The organism is Actinophytocola sp., assembly GCF_036378875.1.
Lineage (GTDB): Bacteria > Actinomycetota > Actinomycetes > Mycobacteriales > Pseudonocardiaceae > Actinophytocola.
In genome coordinates this window covers 19,533-34,531 of record NZ_DASUVO010000138.1, presented here as the reverse complement: position 1 = coordinate 34,531, position 14,999 = coordinate 19,533, and the positions used below count along the sequence as shown (strand labels likewise).

Genomic DNA, 14,999 nt, shown 5'->3' with positions numbered 1-14,999 from the left:
CAAGGCCGTGAAGTTAAGGATCAGGTGCGGCCGTCCAGCCGGCTGAAACAAGCAACGGAGTTCCTGCTAGAACGGTGTCGACCAAGATCACCAGATAGCAAGAACTCCGTTGGATACCCAGTCTGTCATCACGCGCACGATTACGGTGGCCGGGGGCCGGTTCGCGCCTGGCCATCTTGGTGAACTCACCCAGCATCTGCCGTTTGAGATGGTCGATGCGGCCCTGACCGCGACCCGCACCACCCAAGCCCGGCTGCGGGACCTGCCCTCCCGCGTGGTGGTCTACCTGCTGTTAACCGCCTGCCTGTTCCCCGAGGTCGGCTATCTCGGGGTGTGGCGCAAACTCACCGCCGGGCTGGCGGGCATCGCCACCGCGACACCCACCGCCGGCGGGCTGGGCCACGCCCGCCACCGCATCGGCGCGGCACCTCTGCGGTGGCTGTTCGACCTGCTGCGCGGACCAGCAGCCACCCCCGGGCAACGCGGAACGTGGTGGCGCGGGCTGTTGGTCTGCGCGATCGACGGCACCACCCTGACCGTGCCCGACAACCCCAGAACGCTGGCCCGGTTCACCAAACACCGCGGCAACCACGGCGGCGCCGGCTACCCGCAGGTCCGGCTGGTCGCGCTGCTGGCGTGCGGCACCCGCACCCTGATCGACGCGGTGTTCGGGCCCACCACCAGCGGGGAAACCACCTACACACCACGCCTGCTGTCCAGCCTCCGGCGAGGGATGATCCTGTTAGGCGACCGCAACTTCGGCGCGGCCGGTCTGCTGGCCCAGATCGCCGCTACTGAAGCGGATCTGTTGGTGCGCTTGAAAAACGGCCGGAAGATCCCCGTCCTGAACCGCTACCGAGATGGCTCCTACCTCTCGATCCTCGGCGGCCTGCGGGTACGTGTCATCGAGTGTGAGATCACCATCGCCACCACCACCGGCCGCCACACTGGCGTCTATCGGCTGGCCACCACCCTGCTCGACCACCACCAGTACCCCGCCGGCGAATTGATCCGGCTCTACCACGACCGCTGGGAGATCGAGACCGCCTACCTGGAACTGAAATCCAGCATCCTCGGTGGCCGGGTACTACGCGCCCGCACCCCGGTCGGCATCGAGCAGGAAATCTACGCCCTGCTGGTGACCTACCACCTGCTGCGCACTGCCATGGCCGACGCGACCACCACCCAACCAGACACCGATCCCGACCGAGCCAGCTTCACCATCGCCTACCAAACCGCCCGCGACCAGGTCATCCAGGCCACGAACGTCATCGCCGACACCACCATCGACCTAGCCGGCACCATCGGCCGGCATGTCCTGGCAAACCTCATGCCCGCCCGCCGACTACGGGTCTGTCCACGCATCGTCAAACGCGCCATCTCCAAATACCAAGCCCGCGGACCCAACATCGACCGGAACAGCTACAAAGCCACGGTCAGCATCCACATCCTGACACCAGCAGACCCTTGACGAGCACCACCACCGCCTAACTTCACGGCCTTGGGACTAGTCAGGAAGCTCGCACGGCGATCAGCATTGTCGCCCGGACCGATGTGACCGGAACCGCCGAGTACAAGAGACTGGAGCGGGAGGTGGCCGAGTCGTTCCGCACGGGGCGATCCGGTCCGGTAGCGCGGGCGTTGCAGGAGCGGGTGGATCGCGGTGGGCTGACCTGGCGGCAGATCCGCGAGGGGACCGCCGATCCGGCGGCGACCCGGCTGTATCGGGAGAACCAGAACGTGTTCTTGGCCGAGATGGCACGGGTGAAACGGGAGGTCGACGACGCTGACGCGGCCGCTGAACGTACTGCTGCCGAACGTCGCCGTGCTCGTGATGATGACGAGCAACCGATGACGATCCTCAAGAAGCGAACCGGACGACGGAAGGACAGGCCCTGAAATGTCCTGGAAGAAGGCGGGGAAGGCCGCGGGGGGCGCGCTGGTCGACGGTGTGCGGGAATGGACCGCGATCATCGGCGGGCTTGGCGCGGGGCTTGGTGCCGGCCTGTTGATCTGGCAGGGCGGCGCCGGCAGCATTCCGGGGATCGTGTGCCTGGTGCTCGCTGCGGGTGGGCTCGTGGCCGCGTTCTTCGGCATGCGCGACCGCGACCTTGGGGGCTGGGCCGGAGCGATCATCGCACTGATACTCGGTATCGCCACCTTTGTTGCCTTCGGACTGGCAACCGGCACATAGAGGTTTGGCAGCAAGCGTCACTTCTACTAGAAACCGTTTGTTTGGTGGCGGTCGTTGTTGCGGCTGGGCATCGTGCTTCACACTGTTTCGGGGTGGAGAAAATCGGGAGAGTCCAGGTGTGCTGAAAGTCGCCCGCTGACCTGCGAAGACTAGGTCAGCGGGCGATCTTGTTTGTCCGGCCGTTGTGGACGGGGTCGACGGTGGGGTGTGGACGACGCGCAAAGACCACGCCCATCGCGGGGCGTAGCCGACCTCGCTGTCGCCGACCCCGGACTCCGAGTGCGGGCAGACCTGATCCGCGAACTGCTTGCCAGACTCAGCTGGTCGCCATGGGCAGGAACCTGAAGACATGGCGGCTTTGTCCCGACGTCCGCTGGCAACTGAGATCGACTCCGATAGACGAGGTGTGATGTACGAGGTCCATGGCTGGTTGAATCTCTCGGAGTCGACGTACGAGTCTGATGTCGGCTCGTTGGAGACTGCTGTCCACATGCTCAGGGATGTGATCGAAAAGCGGTTCGTCTGGCCGAACATCAAGGTGGAACTTATTGTGTTGAATGGTCAGTACATGGTGACGATCGCGGGATGCGTGAATCGGCCAACCGTCGACGCTATCGCGATTCATGATCTGATCAAGCTCGTCGCGACCAAGCTGCCGGGTTCTTGGGGTCTCCTGTATGAATACGATTCGGAGGCTATCGAGGCCCCGGGATTTAATGCGTATCAGGTAACGAGAATTGCTCGGGGACGCGTCGAAGCGCAGGAAGACCCGTTCTTGTCCCCAATTAACCCAATGATCGAGGACTGACAGGGCTGCGTCAGACTGCCTTGATTGCAACCGGCTTGACCTGGCGGTCGGCGGGGTGGTGGTGGCATCTGATGCGGCCTCGGGTCGTGATGCCCGCCAGGGGCCTGCGGTCAGCTGGCCGCAGCGCGGGTGGGTGAGGGCGACTCGAGGTTACCGACCGGTAGCATATCGTTGGGATATCGAAAATCGCATACGTGCTGGCAACGTCGTGCTGTCTTGACTGGCGGGCATGACCCACAGCGAAGCAGCGCGAACAGTGGCACGCCGCGGTCGGTCGCTGGCGTCTTGGTCCTCTTCGGCCGTCCCGACCATGGGTATTACGATTTATGGGTGCGGGGCGGACGAGGCCGTCTTGTTTCGGGAGATCGCGCCTCGGTTTGGTGTTGTGCCAACGATCACCGAGGCCGCGGTATCTGAAGACAATATTGAACTGGCCTCCGGGAACCGGTGTGTCAGCGTCGGTCATAAGAGCAAGATCACGGATGCCGTTCTTCTTGCGCTTGCGCAGGCTGGTGTGAAGTATATTTCCACCCGAAGCATCGGGTACAACCACATCGATGTGGCATACGCGGAGAGCGTTGGCATCTCCGTCGAGAACGTCGCCTATTCGCCTGACAGTGTAGCTGACTACACACTGATGCTGATGTTGATGGCGGTGCGGAACGCGAAGTCCATCATCAGTCGTGCCGGTGTTCATGACTACCGGTTGAATGACGCGCGTGGGAAAGAACTGCGCGACCTGACCGTTGGGGTCATTGGAACGGGCCGTATCGGGGCGGCGGTCATCGACAGGCTGTGGGGTTTTGGCTGCCAGAAGTTGGCCTATGACATTCGTCCCAGGACCTCCGCTGACTACGTTCCTCTCGATGACCTGTTGCAGCAGAGCGACATCGTCACGCTTCATACCCCACTCAACACTGATACCCACCATCTCCTGGATCGTCGACGTATCGAGCTGATGAAGCATGGCGCGTTCGTCATCAACACTGGGCGAGGTGCGCTTCTCGACACCGAGGCCCTTGTTTCGGCGTTGGAAAGCGGTCGGCTGGGCGGCGCGGCGTTGGACGTCCTCGAAGGTGAGGAAGGAATATTTTACGCCGACTGCAGGGACAAGCCCATCGAAAGTGAACTGTTGTCGCGGTTGCAGGCGTTGCCGAACGTGGTCGTTAGTCCGCACACCGCGTACTACACGGACCACGCGCTGAGTGATGCCGTTGAAAACTCCATTGTCAACTGTCGGAAATTTGAGCGCGGAAAGCAGCACTGGATATGAAGATCGGAATTATATTCGGGGGCAGTTCCGAGGAGCATCCCGTCTCCGTCAAGTCTGCGCAGGAGGTCGCCAGGCACCTCGACACCGAAAAGTACGAACCGTTCTGGATCGGGATCACGGAGAGCGGTGCTTGGAAGCTTTGTGACGGCCCCGACGCGGACTGGGAAAACGGCGACTGCCGTCCGGCTGTGCTGTCGCCGGACAGCAGCGTCCGCGGGTTGCTCGTCCTGGAGGACGGGAAGTACGAAGCGATCGGTCTCGATCTTGTGTTGCCCGTTCTACACGGCAAGCTTGGCGAGGACGGTGCGATTCAGGGGTTGCTGGAGCTCTCCGGCATCCCCTACGTCGGCTGCGATGTCCAAAGTTCTGCCCTCTGCATGGACAAATCCCTCACCTATCTCGTCGTTCGAAGCGCTGGGGTCGCTACGCCGAACTTCTGGACCGTCACGGCGAACGAGAACCCTGATCCCGACCAGCTCACCTATCCCGTCTTTGTCAAGCCGGCCCGTTCGGGGTCATCTTTCGGCGTCACCAAGGTGTCTCGCGCGGAAGAACTGCGGGGCGCGGTGGAGACCGCACGGCAGTACGACTCGAAGGTGCTGATCGAAGAGGCTGTCGCCGGCAGTGAGGTCGGATGTGCGATCCTGGGGAACGACCTGGATCTGATTGCCGGCGAGGCGGACCAAATCACGTTGTCTCACGGTTTCTTCAGAATTCATCAGGAGGACGAGCCCGAAAGCGGTTCCGAGAACTCGACGATCACCGTGCCCGCCGATATTTCCTCGGAGTCGCGTTCGCTCGTCCAGGAGACGGCAAAGGTCATATACCGCGCTCTGGGATGCACGGGCCTGGCGCGTGTGGACATGTTCCTGAAGGAAGACGGAACAGTGGTCCTCAACGAGGTCAACACTTTGCCCGGCCTGACCTCCTACAGCCGTTATCCGAGGATGATGGCGGCCGCGGGGTTGCCCCTCGGCGAGGTGATCGACCGGATCGTGTCGTTGGCGTTGACGGGGAAAGTCCAATGAAGGACGACTTCGTCTTCGTGGACGAGATCGTGCCCGGGATTCGCTGGGACGCCAAGTACGCCACCTGGGACAACTTCACCGGCAAACCCGTGGACGGATACGTGGCCAACCGCATTGTCGGCACCACGGCTTTGTGCGCGGCCCTGGAGAGTGCGCAGGAGAAGGCCGCGTCCCTTGGCTTCGGCCTGCTACTTTGGGACGGCTATCGTCCGCAACGCGCCGTCGACTGCTTCGTTCGCTGGTCAACGCAGCCGGAGGATGGCCGGACGAAGCCGCGGCACTACCCGAACATCGACAGGCCCGCGATGTTCGAAAAAGGGTACGTAGCCGCCAAGTCGGGCCACAGCCGGGGCAGTACGGTCGACCTGACGCTCTATCACCTGGCTACCGGAGAGCGTGCGGCCATGGGTGGTGACCATGACCTGATGGATTCGATCTCGCATCATGGCGCACAAGGCATCACGCCCGTCGAAGCGGAGAACCGTCAGTTCCTTTGTTCTGTCATGGAGGCCTGCGGTTTCCAACGGTACGAATGGGAGTGGTGGCATTACACGCTGAAAGACGAGCCCTATCCAGACACCTACTTTGATTTCCCCATCGCATAGCATGCGGATACGACTGGCACACCCCAACGACGCCGCGGCCGTCGACGAGCTGCTTCACCAGCTGGGCTACCCCCAAGATGACACCGCGACGACAGCAAACCGAATCCAGGCCTGGTGTGACGACCCCTCCAGCATGGCCTACGTGGCCCATGCTGACGGCGACCTCCTCGGCCTCGTTGCGGTCCACGTCTGCCCGTTCTTCGAACGCTCCGGCTCCTGGGGGCGGATCGTCGCTCTGGTCGTCTCCGAGCAGGCACGCGGCCAGGGCGTCGGCCGTCAGCTCGTCGCAGCGGCGGAACTGTTCGCGACAGGTCGTGGCTGCGTACGTATGGAGGTCACCAGCGCGGACCGCCGCCACGGCGCACACGAGTTCTACCGGCGCCGCGGTTACGTCGACCAAACCGGAAGGCGGTTCCTACGCGATCTCACCGACCAGTGAAGCCGGCGGCGGGCAGTTGCACCGTGACGCGGAGCCCGCCGGCCGCGCGGGGGGTGAGGGTGAGGGTTCCGTTGTGTGCCTGGGTGATGCTCTTGACGATGGCCAGACCGAGGCCCACACCCGCGTGATCGGTGCGTATGCGTCTTGAGCCGCGCTGAAAGGGTTCCCCGAGCGTGGAAACCAACTGCGGGGTGAGGTTTTCGCCGGAGTTGACGACCGTGAGCACCACACCCTTGGGGTGGACGGTGGTCGTGACCCACACGGCGCCCTGTTCGGGCAGGTTGTGGACGATCGCGTTGTGCAGGAGGTTCGTGGTCATCTGCAGCAGGAGCGCGTGGGAGCCGATGGTGGGGGTGATGTCGCCGGAGGTCTCGATGGTGACGCCGCGTTTCTCGGCGAGTGGGAGAAGCGTTTCGGTGGCTTCTTCCGCTACGAGCGACAGGTCGACGTGTTCGCGGGCGAAGGACCGCTGGTCGGCGCGGCTGAGCAGGAGCAACGCCTCCGTCAGGTCGATCGCTCTCGCGTTGACGAAGTGGAGGCGTTCGACGAGCTCGTCGGTGTTCCGTCCCGGATCGTTGCGGGCGACGTCGAGAAGAGCCTGGGTGATCGCCAGTGGCGTGCGCAGTTCGTGGGAGGCGTTGGCGGCGAACCTCTGCTGTTCGGCGACGTGTGCTTCGAGCCGTGCGAGCATGGTGTCGAACGCGTCGGCGAGCTCGCGGAACTCGTCCTCGCGGCCTTCCAGATGGATCCGGTGGGAGAGCGATCCGTTCGCGGCCAGGCGTGTGGCATGTTTGATGCGATTCAGGGGCGCGAGCATGCCGCCAGCGAGGATCCATCCTCCCGCGAGACCGAACGCCAGCAGGAACGCCAGGGCCGCGAGTGCCTTCGGTACGAAGGCACTCTGCAGGGCGGAGCGGTCGGGTAAGGCCGTCGGGAAGCGGATCTCCTCGGGCACGTAACGCAGCAGGAACACCCACACGACCGTGAGCAGCAAGGCGCCGGCGACCATGAGGAACCCGGCGTAGCTGAGGGTGAGTTTGAGGCGGACGCTCAAACCAGGCTGCCTATCCACGATCCCCTCCGGTGCCGGGTGCCGCGTCGATGCGGTAGCCGACGCCGGCCACGGTCGCGATGATCCAGGGTTCGCCGAGCCGCTTGCGCAGTGCCGAGACCGTGATGCGCACGGCGTTGGTGAACGGGTCCGCGTTCTCGTCCCATGCCCGTTCCAGCAGCTCCTCGGCGCTGATGACACCGCCTTCGGCCGCGACGAGAACCTCGAGCACGGCGAACTGTTTGCGGGTGAGCGCGACGTAGCGGCCGTCGCGGTAGACCTCGCGGCGGAACGGGTCCAGCCGCAGGCCTGCGATCTCCCGCACGGGTGGTCTGTTGTGCGCGCGCCTGCGGTCGAGCGCTCTGAGACGGAGCACGAGTTCCTGGAGCTCGAACGGTTTCGTGAGGTAGTCGTCGGCGCCGAGTCCGAACCCTGTGGCCTTGTCGTCGAGACGGTCCGCGGCGGTGAGCATGAGGATCGGCATGCCGCTACGGGAAGCGACGATGCTTTCGGCGACCTCGTCACCGGAGGGCCCGGGAATGTCGCGGTCGAGGACGGCGATGTCGTAGGCGTTGACGCTCAACAGCTCCAGAGCGGTGTCGCCGTCACCGGCGATGTCGGCGGCGATCGCTTCAAGGCGCAGCCCGTCGCGGATGGCCTCTGCCATATACGGCTCGTCCTCGACGATCAGCACACGCATGCTCCGATGCTATGAGCCGGCGCATGTCGTGGGCATATCAAAAACGTCATACGTGCTGGCAACGCCACGCTGCCTTGAGTCGAGGCATGCCCCACAGCGAACCAGCGCGAACAGTGGCCAGCCGCACCGGGTTGCTGGCGTCCTCGGCCGTCCGGCTTGCCCTCGCACATGGCGCCGTCACCGATCCGGTCACGGTCTTCGACGAGATCCCGGCCGTCGCGAACCTCGATCCCGATCTGCTCGCCGCTCTGCGCCGAGCCGCGACCGATGCCGCGGGCGACGGGGTCCAGTTCTTCGTCAACGGTGGCTGGCGTTCCCCGGAGTACCAGGAACAACTGCTCCGTGAGGCGATCTCGAAATACGGCTCCGAAAAGGAAGCCGCCAGGTGGGTGGCCACCCCCGACACGTCTCCACACGTGTCGGGGGACGCGGTCGACATCGGGCGCTCCGAGGCCAGGGCGTGGCTGTCCGAGCACGGCGCCAGCTACGGGCTGTGCCAGATCTTCCGCAACGAACCATGGCACTTCGAACTGCGCCCCGAAGCCGTCGACGGCGGCTGCCCGCCTATGTACGCCGACCCGTCGCACGATCCGCGGATGCGGCGGTGACCAGCGAGGACACCTGTGTCAGTGGCCGCGTCAGCCCGGTGGCTGTCCGGTGTCAGTGCGGCGGGCGATCGTAGTCGCCATGAACTCGATCGCACACACAGCCAGCGCAGGAACGAACCGCCAGGAGAGCACGATGCAGAAGTTCGACACCCCCGCCCCGATCTCCGCCGTCCTGGACATCCCCGCGGGGCGCGTCCAGTTCATCGCCGCCGACCGGGCCGACACCGTGGTCGAGGTGCTGCCCGCGAACGCGTCGAAGAGTCGCGACGTGAAGGCGGCGGAGCAGACCACGGTCGAGTACGTCGACGGTGTGCTGCGGATCCACACCCGCGCGGCCAAGAACCAGTACTTCGGCCCCTCCGGTTCCCTGGAGGTCACCGTCCAGCTGCCCGCCGGCTCATCCGTGGAGGCCAAGACGGCCTGCTCCGAGCTTCGCGGGGTCGGCCGTCTTGGCGACGTGGCCTTCGAAGGCGCGTACCGTCAGATCAAGATCGACGAGGCCGCGAGCGTCCGTCTCACCGCGGTCGACGGCGACGTCGAGGTCGGCCGCCTGGACGGCCCGGCGGAGATCAGCACCGCACGGGGCGACATCCGGATCACCGAGGCCGTGCGTGGCAAGGTCGTGCTGCGCACCCAGTCCGGCGGCATTTCGGTCGACGCCGCCGCCGGAGTCTCGGCATCCCTGGACGCCGGCACCTCCTACGGCCGCATCAGCAACGCGCTGAGGAACGCCGACGGTGCCGCCGCCCAGCTCGACATCCACGCGACCACCGCTTACGGCGACATCGTCGCTCGCAGCCTCTGATGGGCAGCAAGGTCGGGTCGTCGAGTCTCCTCGGACGACCCGACCGTTGTCAGTGCTCGGATGGAGGGTCAACGCGGCGTCGAGGTCAAGCTGGCCAACAGGCCGGGATGGTCGGTGGTGCCCGTCATGTCGATCGACGTGGTCTGGGCGAACGACAGGTCGTTGCTGGCGTACAGGTGCTGGACGCTGCCGTCGCCTCGGCGGGAGAACCCGGCGGGGTCGCAGTCCCGCATGCCGGGGGAGCCCTGGTCCTTGAGGTTGAAGTCACCGAGGACGATGGCCGGCCCCGGATAGGCGGACGCGCGGCTCATCAGGTCCTGGCATTGCGCGAGCGCGATCGGCGCGCTGTCCGAGGACAGATGCGTGGTGCAGGCGCTGAGCTCCGCGGCGGTCAGGCATGCCCAGGACCGCAGCTCCAGGTGACCGTTCAGCGACCTGTTCTGTGCGTCGTAGGTACCGGTCTCCTCGGTGGTGCCCGCGAATCCGTCCGTGACCATGATGATGTTGCCGTACTGCTGGTCAGTGCCGGTGCACATGGTGGGCGTGCCGTCGAGGTTGCGTGCCGCGACGAACAGTGCCCGCGCGGGCCCCATGGCCGGCCGCAGCCGCTCGACGTCACCCTCGCATGCCTCGTTCACCGACAACACCTGCGGCTTGCTCGACCTGATCACCTCGTCGGCTTTGCCCATCACCGCGTCACCTCGGTAGCAGCCGGCCATTCCGCCGTGGCAGATGTTGAGCTGGAGCACGGTGATCGTGGTCGCGGCGCTCGTCGGCCCGGTGCTCGTCGGCCCGGTGCTCGTCGCCCCGGTGCTCGTCGTTCCGGCGCACGCCACCGTTGACGGTATGACCAGGAGTCCGAGCGCCATCAGCAACATGATCACGCGATTCATGGACCGAACGTCCCGAGGGTGCATGCTCATAGCACGGCCGGCGCGGGCGGGCGGTTCGAGAAGGCGTCCTTCACCGCACCGTCGAGGCCTGATGGGTAGTGAGGCGGTCGAGGGCGGCGGCGGTGGCCTCGTCGGCGGCGAGGTAGACCACCAGCCGCTGTTCGTCCGGGTCGGGCAGGTCGAGGCTCTCGTACGCCAGCCGCAGTTCCCCGACCTCCGGGTGCGTCCACCGTTCGACGCCGGTGCGTGCGGGTAGTGCGGCCGAGCCCTCGAACCGGTCGCGGAAGGGCTCACCGGCGATGATGGTCAGCTCCTCGGCGAGCAGCGCTGAGTGGGGGTCGCCGAGCGCGGCCGCGGCCCGGAGCGCGGCGGCCCGCTCACCGGCGACCGTGTCCCAGTCCGGGTGGGCGTCGTGTGCCCGAGGGTCGGTGAACGTGTGCCGCACCAGGTTCGGTGGTGTGGCCTCCAGCAACCCGGTCGGGCCGGCGAGCCGCGCGAACCCGGCCGTCCACGCGAGCAGGTCGCCAGTCCGGTTGGCGACCAGCGCCGGCGCGGGTTCGAGCTGGTCCAGCAGTGCCCGCACGGTCGGGCGCACCGTCATGGCCCGCGCCCCGTCACACGCGCCGCCGCTCATGGTCTTCGCCAGCCGGTACAGGTGGATCCGCTCGTCATGGGACAGACCCAACGTCTCCGCGAGCGCGGCGAGCACCTGGGTGGACGGGCTGCGGTCGCGCCCCTGCTCGATCCGGGTGAGGTAGTCCACGCTGACGCCGGCGAGCGTGGCCAGCTCGGCCCGGCGCAGCCCGGGTGTGCGGCGTCGGGTCCCGTTCGGGAGCCCGACCGCGGCCGGCGGTACCGCCTCCCGGTGCGCGCGGAGAAACGTGCCCAGCTCTGTCTCGCTCATCGACCGCAATTGTATTCAGCTTTCCTGGCCCTGCCAGGGCTAGGAAAACCGCGGCCTGGCCCGGACATGCCCAACGCCGGGACGCTCGTGGGCATGAGGATCCAGATCGGGATCATTCTGGGCAGCACTCGCCCGGGGCGTCGCGTGGCGGACGTCGGCCAGTGGGTCTTCGAGGCCGGCGGCCGGCACTCCGCCGTCAAGACCGGGAAGGCCGGCCTCGAACTCGTCGACATAGCCGACTACGAGCTGCCCTTGCTGGATGAGCCCGCGCCCGCGGTCATCGGTTATTACCAGAACGAACACACCAAGCGGTGGGCGGCCACGGTCGACAGGTTCGACGGGTTCGTGTTCGTCACCCCGGAATACAACAGCGCCATCCCCGCCGCGCTGAAGAACGCCATCGACTACCTGTACCGGGAATGGAACGACAAGGCAGCCGGGATCGTCAGCTACGGGGTCTACGGCGGGACCCGCGCCGCCGAACAACTGCGGCAGACCATGGGTGAGATCAAAATCGCCGACGTACACGCCCAGGTCGCGATCAACCCGTATTTCGACTTCGACTTCACCGACTCCAAGGCCGGCGTCTGTGCACCCGGCGAACGCCAGGAAACCGCACTGACTCTCATGCTGGACGAAATCCTCGAATGGTCCCGAGCCCTCCGGACGCTGCGGGATTCCACCGAGAGCACGGGAAAGGACCCAGAATGAAGGTCGAGGTGTACGACGACATCGCGTGCCCGTGGTGTCGCCTCGGCACGCACCAGTTCCACCGCGCGGCCGGTGCGGAACCCGACATCGAACTCGTCCATCGCCCGTACCAACTCATGCCCGACGCGCCCAACGAGCCCCGACCGCTGATGGACTCGGTGGTCGAGATGTTCGGTCAGGAACAAGCCGAGACGATGCTCGCGGGGATGGCACAACTCGGTGCCGGTGAAGGGATCGAGTACCGCTTCGACCGTGCGGTCGCGGTCAACACCATGACCGCGCACCGACTTCGGTGGCTCGCCCTGCACGAGCACGGCGCCGGGGTGCAGGCCGCGCTGGCGACCGCCCTGTTCGACGCGTACTTCCGCGACGGCGTGAATATCGCCGACCACACGCGACTCACCGAGCTGGCCGAGCGGGTCGGCCTGGACGGCGGGCGGGTGCGGGCCTTTCTCGCCAGCGACGAAGGAGACGCCGAGGTGCGTGAGCAGGTGGCCGCCGCGCGGCGGGATGGCGTCACCACCGTGCCGAGGTTCGTCTTCGAGAACGGCGCGCTGATCGTCGGTGTGACCAGCACCGAGGCGCTCGCCGACGCGCTCCGGCAGGCCGGCGCGGGGTAACGCCGTCGCCTGCCGTCATTGGTATGGGATGGGGACGCCCGCCGAGCGCAGTTTGGCTTCGACGAGCTTGTTCAGTCGTGTCCAGGCCGTCTGGTCTTCGCGGTGGTGGTTGATCAGCCCGTACCGGGTGGCGCCGTCGGGCGGAGGCTGGAAGCCCTTCGGCGCCGCCAGGTGTTCGCGGTTGACCAGCAGGTTGTCGGCCAGCGCGGACGCCAGCTCGTCGATCCGAGGGTCGTCCGGAGCCCAGGACCTGGCGTCCCAGGCTTGCTTCGTGAGGTCGATGTACTCGGGGTCGTCGAGCCGGTGTTCGAGCTGGGTCAGGAAGAAGTCGAAGAACTCCGGCGCCAGTGCCCTGGCCAGCACCATGGCTTCCCGTTGGCCTGCCACGTAGTCGGGATCGAAACCGAGGTCGGTGAGCCGGTCCAGGAGCGCGAGTGCGCGGTCGGGCATCAGGAGCCGGTCGCCGTCGGCGAGTTGTCGCAGTGTGTCGCGGCGGGCGATCAGGTCGGCGATACGGTCGGTGAGACGTTGCTCGACGTCGGCGAGTGCGGCGGTGAACTGCTCGGCGTTGGCGTCGAGCAGCGGCCGCACCTCGCCCAGCGGTACGCCGGCGGCGGCCAGGGTCCTGGCCTGGACCAGCCGAAGCAGGTCGGCCGATCCGTACCGGCGGTAGCCGGAGCTGTCGCGTCGTGGTTCGTCGATCAGCCCGTGCTGGTGGTAGTGCCGCACGGTCTTCACCGTGACCCCGGCGAATGCCGCCGCCTGGCTGATCGTGATGCCGCCGGTCGAGGAAGCCATGCGACGAGTGTGAAGCCTGACCCGAGGTCAAGGTCAACCCGCGCAGAACACCTCATCGAGGAGCTTGTTCAACACCTTCGGATAGTCCTCCACCAGGTCGATTTCGGCGTCCCCGGCGGTCACCGAGGCGGTCAGGGTCTTGCGGCCGTCGGGCGTGCTGTACATCAGCGCCCCATAGCCGATGGTGCTGCCGTTGTGGCGCAGCACGGTGACGCCGCAGCCAACGTCCTCCACGAACAGTCCCAGGCCGTAGCCGTACGTCGGATCCGGCGTGCGCATCTCGGCCAGCAGCGGGTCCGGCAGGAGTTCTCCGCTCTGCAGCGCGGAGAAGAACGTGTGGAGGTCCTGGGTGGTCGAGATCATGTCGCCCGCCGCGAAAATCAAGGATGGGTTCTGACGCGTGACGTCGACCGTCTTCGGTTGTCCGGCGTCCTCGTAGCGGTAGTAGCCGTGGGCGTGCGGTCCGGGGATTCCCGGCCGCGTGCCCGGCACGACAGTGCCTCGCAGCCCGAGCGGCCGCAGGATCCGCCGCCGCATCTCCTCGGCGTACGAACGGCCGGTGACCTTCTCGATCAGCAGTCCGGCCAGCGTGTAGTTGGTGTTGGAGTAGTGCCAACCCGCCCCCGGCGCGAACACGGCCGGCTTGGACAGCGCGACACGCACCAGCTCCTCCGGCTGGTAGGTGTGGAACCGGTTGTCCACCCACTCCGTGCCCGTTGATGGCAGTCCCGGCACGACAGTCCCGTCGGGATAGACATCGCCGGTGTGGTTGAACAACCCGCTGGTGTGCCGCAGCAACATTCGCACCGTGATCCGCCGGTCCAGTCCGAACCGCGGCAGGTAGCCGTTCACCGACGCGTCCAGCCCGATCTTGCCCTCGGCCACCAGCTGCAGCACCACGGTCGCGACGAAGGTCTTGGTGTTGCTGCCGATCCGGAACCGCCCGTTCGTCGGCGGCTTCGCGGCATCGCCCAGCTTGCGCACCCCGGCACTGCCGACCCACTCGCCCCGCTCATCGTGCACGCGCAACTGCATCCCGGCGAACCCGACATCGACGAACGCCTGCATGGCGTTCCGCAGCTCCGGGCGATCCCGCTCCGCGGCGGCCGTCCCGGTCAGCAACGTGACCGCCAGCGCCGTGGCCGCCAAGCGCCGCATTCTTACGATCTTGTTCGTCATGCGGCCAGCGTCCAGTCTGACCCTGGGGCGGGGTCAACTACCGGTTCTCGTTGTGGGTGATCGCCCATTCGCAGATCGCGGCCAGTGGTGCCTGGAGCGTCTTGCCCAGTTCGGTGAGGGCGTACTCGATGTGTTGGGGCGCGGTGTCTTTGAGCACCCGGCGTTCCACCAGGCCGTCGGCGGTCATGCCGCGCAGGGTCTCGGTCAGGACCTTCTGTGTGATGTCGGGCAGTCTGCGGCGCAGCTCGGCGTGGCGTTGAGGGCCGGCGAGCAGTGCGTAGACGAGGAGCACCCGCCATTTCGCGGCAAGGCGTTCCAGCGCCTGCCGGGTGGCGCAGCTTTCCTCCAGTACGTCGGGGATCACCAGTGCCATCGGCGCTCCT

At 66.2% G+C, this 14,999-nt stretch carries 19 protein-coding genes; 12 read left to right on the top strand and 7 right to left on the bottom strand.

Going from position 1 to position 14,999, the window contains the following annotated elements:
• Positions 1–145: 145 nt before the first annotated feature.
• The 8 genes from VF106_RS39935 to VF106_RS39900 all read left to right on the top strand — a co-directional run bounded on the left by VF106_RS39935 (position 146) and on the right by VF106_RS39900 (position 6,347).
• Positions 146–1,471 carry an IS4 family transposase gene (locus tag VF106_RS39935; RefSeq protein WP_330845206.1) on the top strand — a complete coding sequence of 442 codons (1,326 nt, stop codon included), beginning with the start codon at positions 146–148 and terminating at the stop codon, positions 1,469–1,471.
• Between the two features lie 83 nt (positions 1,472–1,554).
• Positions 1,555–1,899, top strand: coding sequence for a hypothetical protein (locus VF106_RS39930; RefSeq protein WP_330845205.1), 345 nt, complete (start codon positions 1,555–1,557; stop codon positions 1,897–1,899).
• Position 1,900: 1 nt separating this feature from the next.
• Positions 1,901–2,194, top strand: a complete 294-nt coding sequence (locus VF106_RS39925) for a hypothetical protein (RefSeq protein WP_330845204.1) — start codon at positions 1,901–1,903, stop codon at positions 2,192–2,194.
• A 349-nt stretch (positions 2,195–2,543) separates the two neighbouring features.
• The gene (locus VF106_RS39920; protein ID WP_330845203.1) at positions 2,544–3,002 is read left to right on the top strand and encodes an Imm7 family immunity protein; all 459 of its coding nucleotides are present in this window, start codon (positions 2,544–2,546) and stop codon (positions 3,000–3,002) included.
• A gap of 310 nt (positions 3,003–3,312) precedes the next feature.
• Positions 3,313–4,275 carry a D-lactate dehydrogenase VanH gene (vanH, locus tag VF106_RS39915; RefSeq protein WP_330845202.1) on the top strand — a complete coding sequence of 321 codons (963 nt, stop codon included), beginning with the start codon at positions 3,313–3,315 and terminating at the stop codon, positions 4,273–4,275.
• Positions 4,272–5,303 carry a D-alanine--(R)-lactate ligase gene (vanA, locus tag VF106_RS39910; protein WP_330845201.1) on the top strand — a complete coding sequence of 344 codons (1,032 nt, stop codon included), beginning with the start codon at positions 4,272–4,274 and terminating at the stop codon, positions 5,301–5,303. The genes vanH and vanA overlap by 4 nt, the downstream gene beginning before the upstream one ends.
• Positions 5,300–5,908, top strand: a complete 609-nt coding sequence (gene vanX / locus VF106_RS39905) for a D-Ala-D-Ala dipeptidase VanX (protein WP_330845200.1) — start codon at positions 5,300–5,302, stop codon at positions 5,906–5,908. Before vanA ends, vanX begins: the two co-directional genes overlap by 4 nt.
• Position 5,909: 1 nt before the next feature.
• Positions 5,910–6,347, top strand: coding sequence for a GNAT family N-acetyltransferase (locus VF106_RS39900; protein ID WP_330845199.1), 438 nt, complete (start codon positions 5,910–5,912; stop codon positions 6,345–6,347).
• Here VF106_RS39900 and VF106_RS39895 read toward each other — a convergent pair.
• Together VF106_RS39895 and VF106_RS39890 are read right to left on the bottom strand one after the other, a co-directional pair.
• A complete protein-coding gene (locus tag VF106_RS39895; RefSeq protein ID WP_330845198.1) occupies positions 6,334–7,419 on the bottom strand; it encodes a sensor histidine kinase in 1,086 nt (361 codons plus the stop codon). The two genes, VF106_RS39900 and VF106_RS39895, sit on opposite strands and share 14 nt — an antisense overlap.
• Entirely contained in the window at positions 7,412–8,098 is a 687-nt protein-coding gene (locus VF106_RS39890; protein ID WP_330845197.1) for a response regulator transcription factor, read from the bottom strand. Before VF106_RS39890 ends, VF106_RS39895 begins: the two co-directional genes overlap by 8 nt.
• Before the next feature lie 86 nt (positions 8,099–8,184).
• Between VF106_RS39890 and VF106_RS39885 the strand changes: the two genes are divergently transcribed.
• Together VF106_RS39885 and VF106_RS39880 are read left to right on the top strand one after the other, a co-directional pair.
• Complete coding sequence (locus tag VF106_RS39885) at positions 8,185–8,706, top strand: M15 family metallopeptidase (protein ID WP_330845196.1); 522 nt, start codon at positions 8,185–8,187, stop codon at positions 8,704–8,706.
• A 133-nt stretch (positions 8,707–8,839) separates the two neighbouring features.
• Complete coding sequence (locus VF106_RS39880) at positions 8,840–9,511, top strand: DUF4097 family beta strand repeat-containing protein (protein ID WP_330845195.1); 672 nt, start codon at positions 8,840–8,842, stop codon at positions 9,509–9,511.
• A 68-nt stretch (positions 9,512–9,579) separates the two neighbouring features.
• Here VF106_RS39880 and VF106_RS39875 read toward each other — a convergent pair whose 3' ends face one another.
• Together VF106_RS39875 and VF106_RS39870 are read right to left on the bottom strand one after the other, a co-directional pair.
• Entirely contained in the window at positions 9,580–10,404 is an 825-nt protein-coding gene (locus VF106_RS39875) for an endonuclease/exonuclease/phosphatase family protein (protein ID WP_330845194.1), read from the bottom strand.
• Positions 10,405–10,474: 70 nt separating this feature from the next.
• On the bottom strand, positions 10,475–11,308 hold the full coding sequence (locus tag VF106_RS39870; RefSeq protein WP_330845193.1) for a helix-turn-helix transcriptional regulator: 834 nt from the start codon (positions 11,306–11,308) through the stop codon (positions 10,475–10,477).
• A 93-nt stretch (positions 11,309–11,401) separates the two neighbouring features.
• On the opposite strand from VF106_RS39870, the gene VF106_RS39865 reads away from it, so the two are divergent.
• Together VF106_RS39865 and VF106_RS39860 are read left to right on the top strand one after the other, a co-directional pair.
• Positions 11,402–12,019 carry an NADPH-dependent FMN reductase gene (locus VF106_RS39865; protein WP_330845192.1) on the top strand — a complete coding sequence of 206 codons (618 nt, stop codon included), beginning with the start codon at positions 11,402–11,404 and terminating at the stop codon, positions 12,017–12,019.
• A complete protein-coding gene (locus VF106_RS39860) occupies positions 12,016–12,639 on the top strand; it encodes a DsbA family oxidoreductase (protein ID WP_330845191.1) in 624 nt (207 codons plus the stop codon). Before VF106_RS39865 ends, VF106_RS39860 begins: the two co-directional genes overlap by 4 nt.
• Before the next feature lie 15 nt (positions 12,640–12,654).
• On the opposite strand, the gene VF106_RS39855 is transcribed toward VF106_RS39860, so the two are convergent.
• Genes VF106_RS39855 through VF106_RS39845 form a run of 3 tightly spaced genes read right to left on the bottom strand, consistent with a single transcriptional unit; the run spans position 12,655 to position 14,989 of the window.
• Positions 12,655–13,437 carry a MerR family transcriptional regulator gene (locus VF106_RS39855; protein ID WP_330845190.1) on the bottom strand — a complete coding sequence of 261 codons (783 nt, stop codon included), beginning with the start codon at positions 13,435–13,437 and terminating at the stop codon, positions 12,655–12,657.
• 33 nt (positions 13,438–13,470) lie between these two features.
• Positions 13,471–14,616, bottom strand: a complete 1,146-nt coding sequence (locus VF106_RS39850; RefSeq protein ID WP_330845189.1) for a serine hydrolase domain-containing protein — start codon at positions 14,614–14,616, stop codon at positions 13,471–13,473.
• Between the two features lie 37 nt (positions 14,617–14,653).
• Entirely contained in the window at positions 14,654–14,989 is a 336-nt protein-coding gene (locus tag VF106_RS39845; protein WP_330845188.1) for a winged helix-turn-helix transcriptional regulator, read from the bottom strand.
• Positions 14,990–14,999 lie beyond the last annotated feature (10 nt).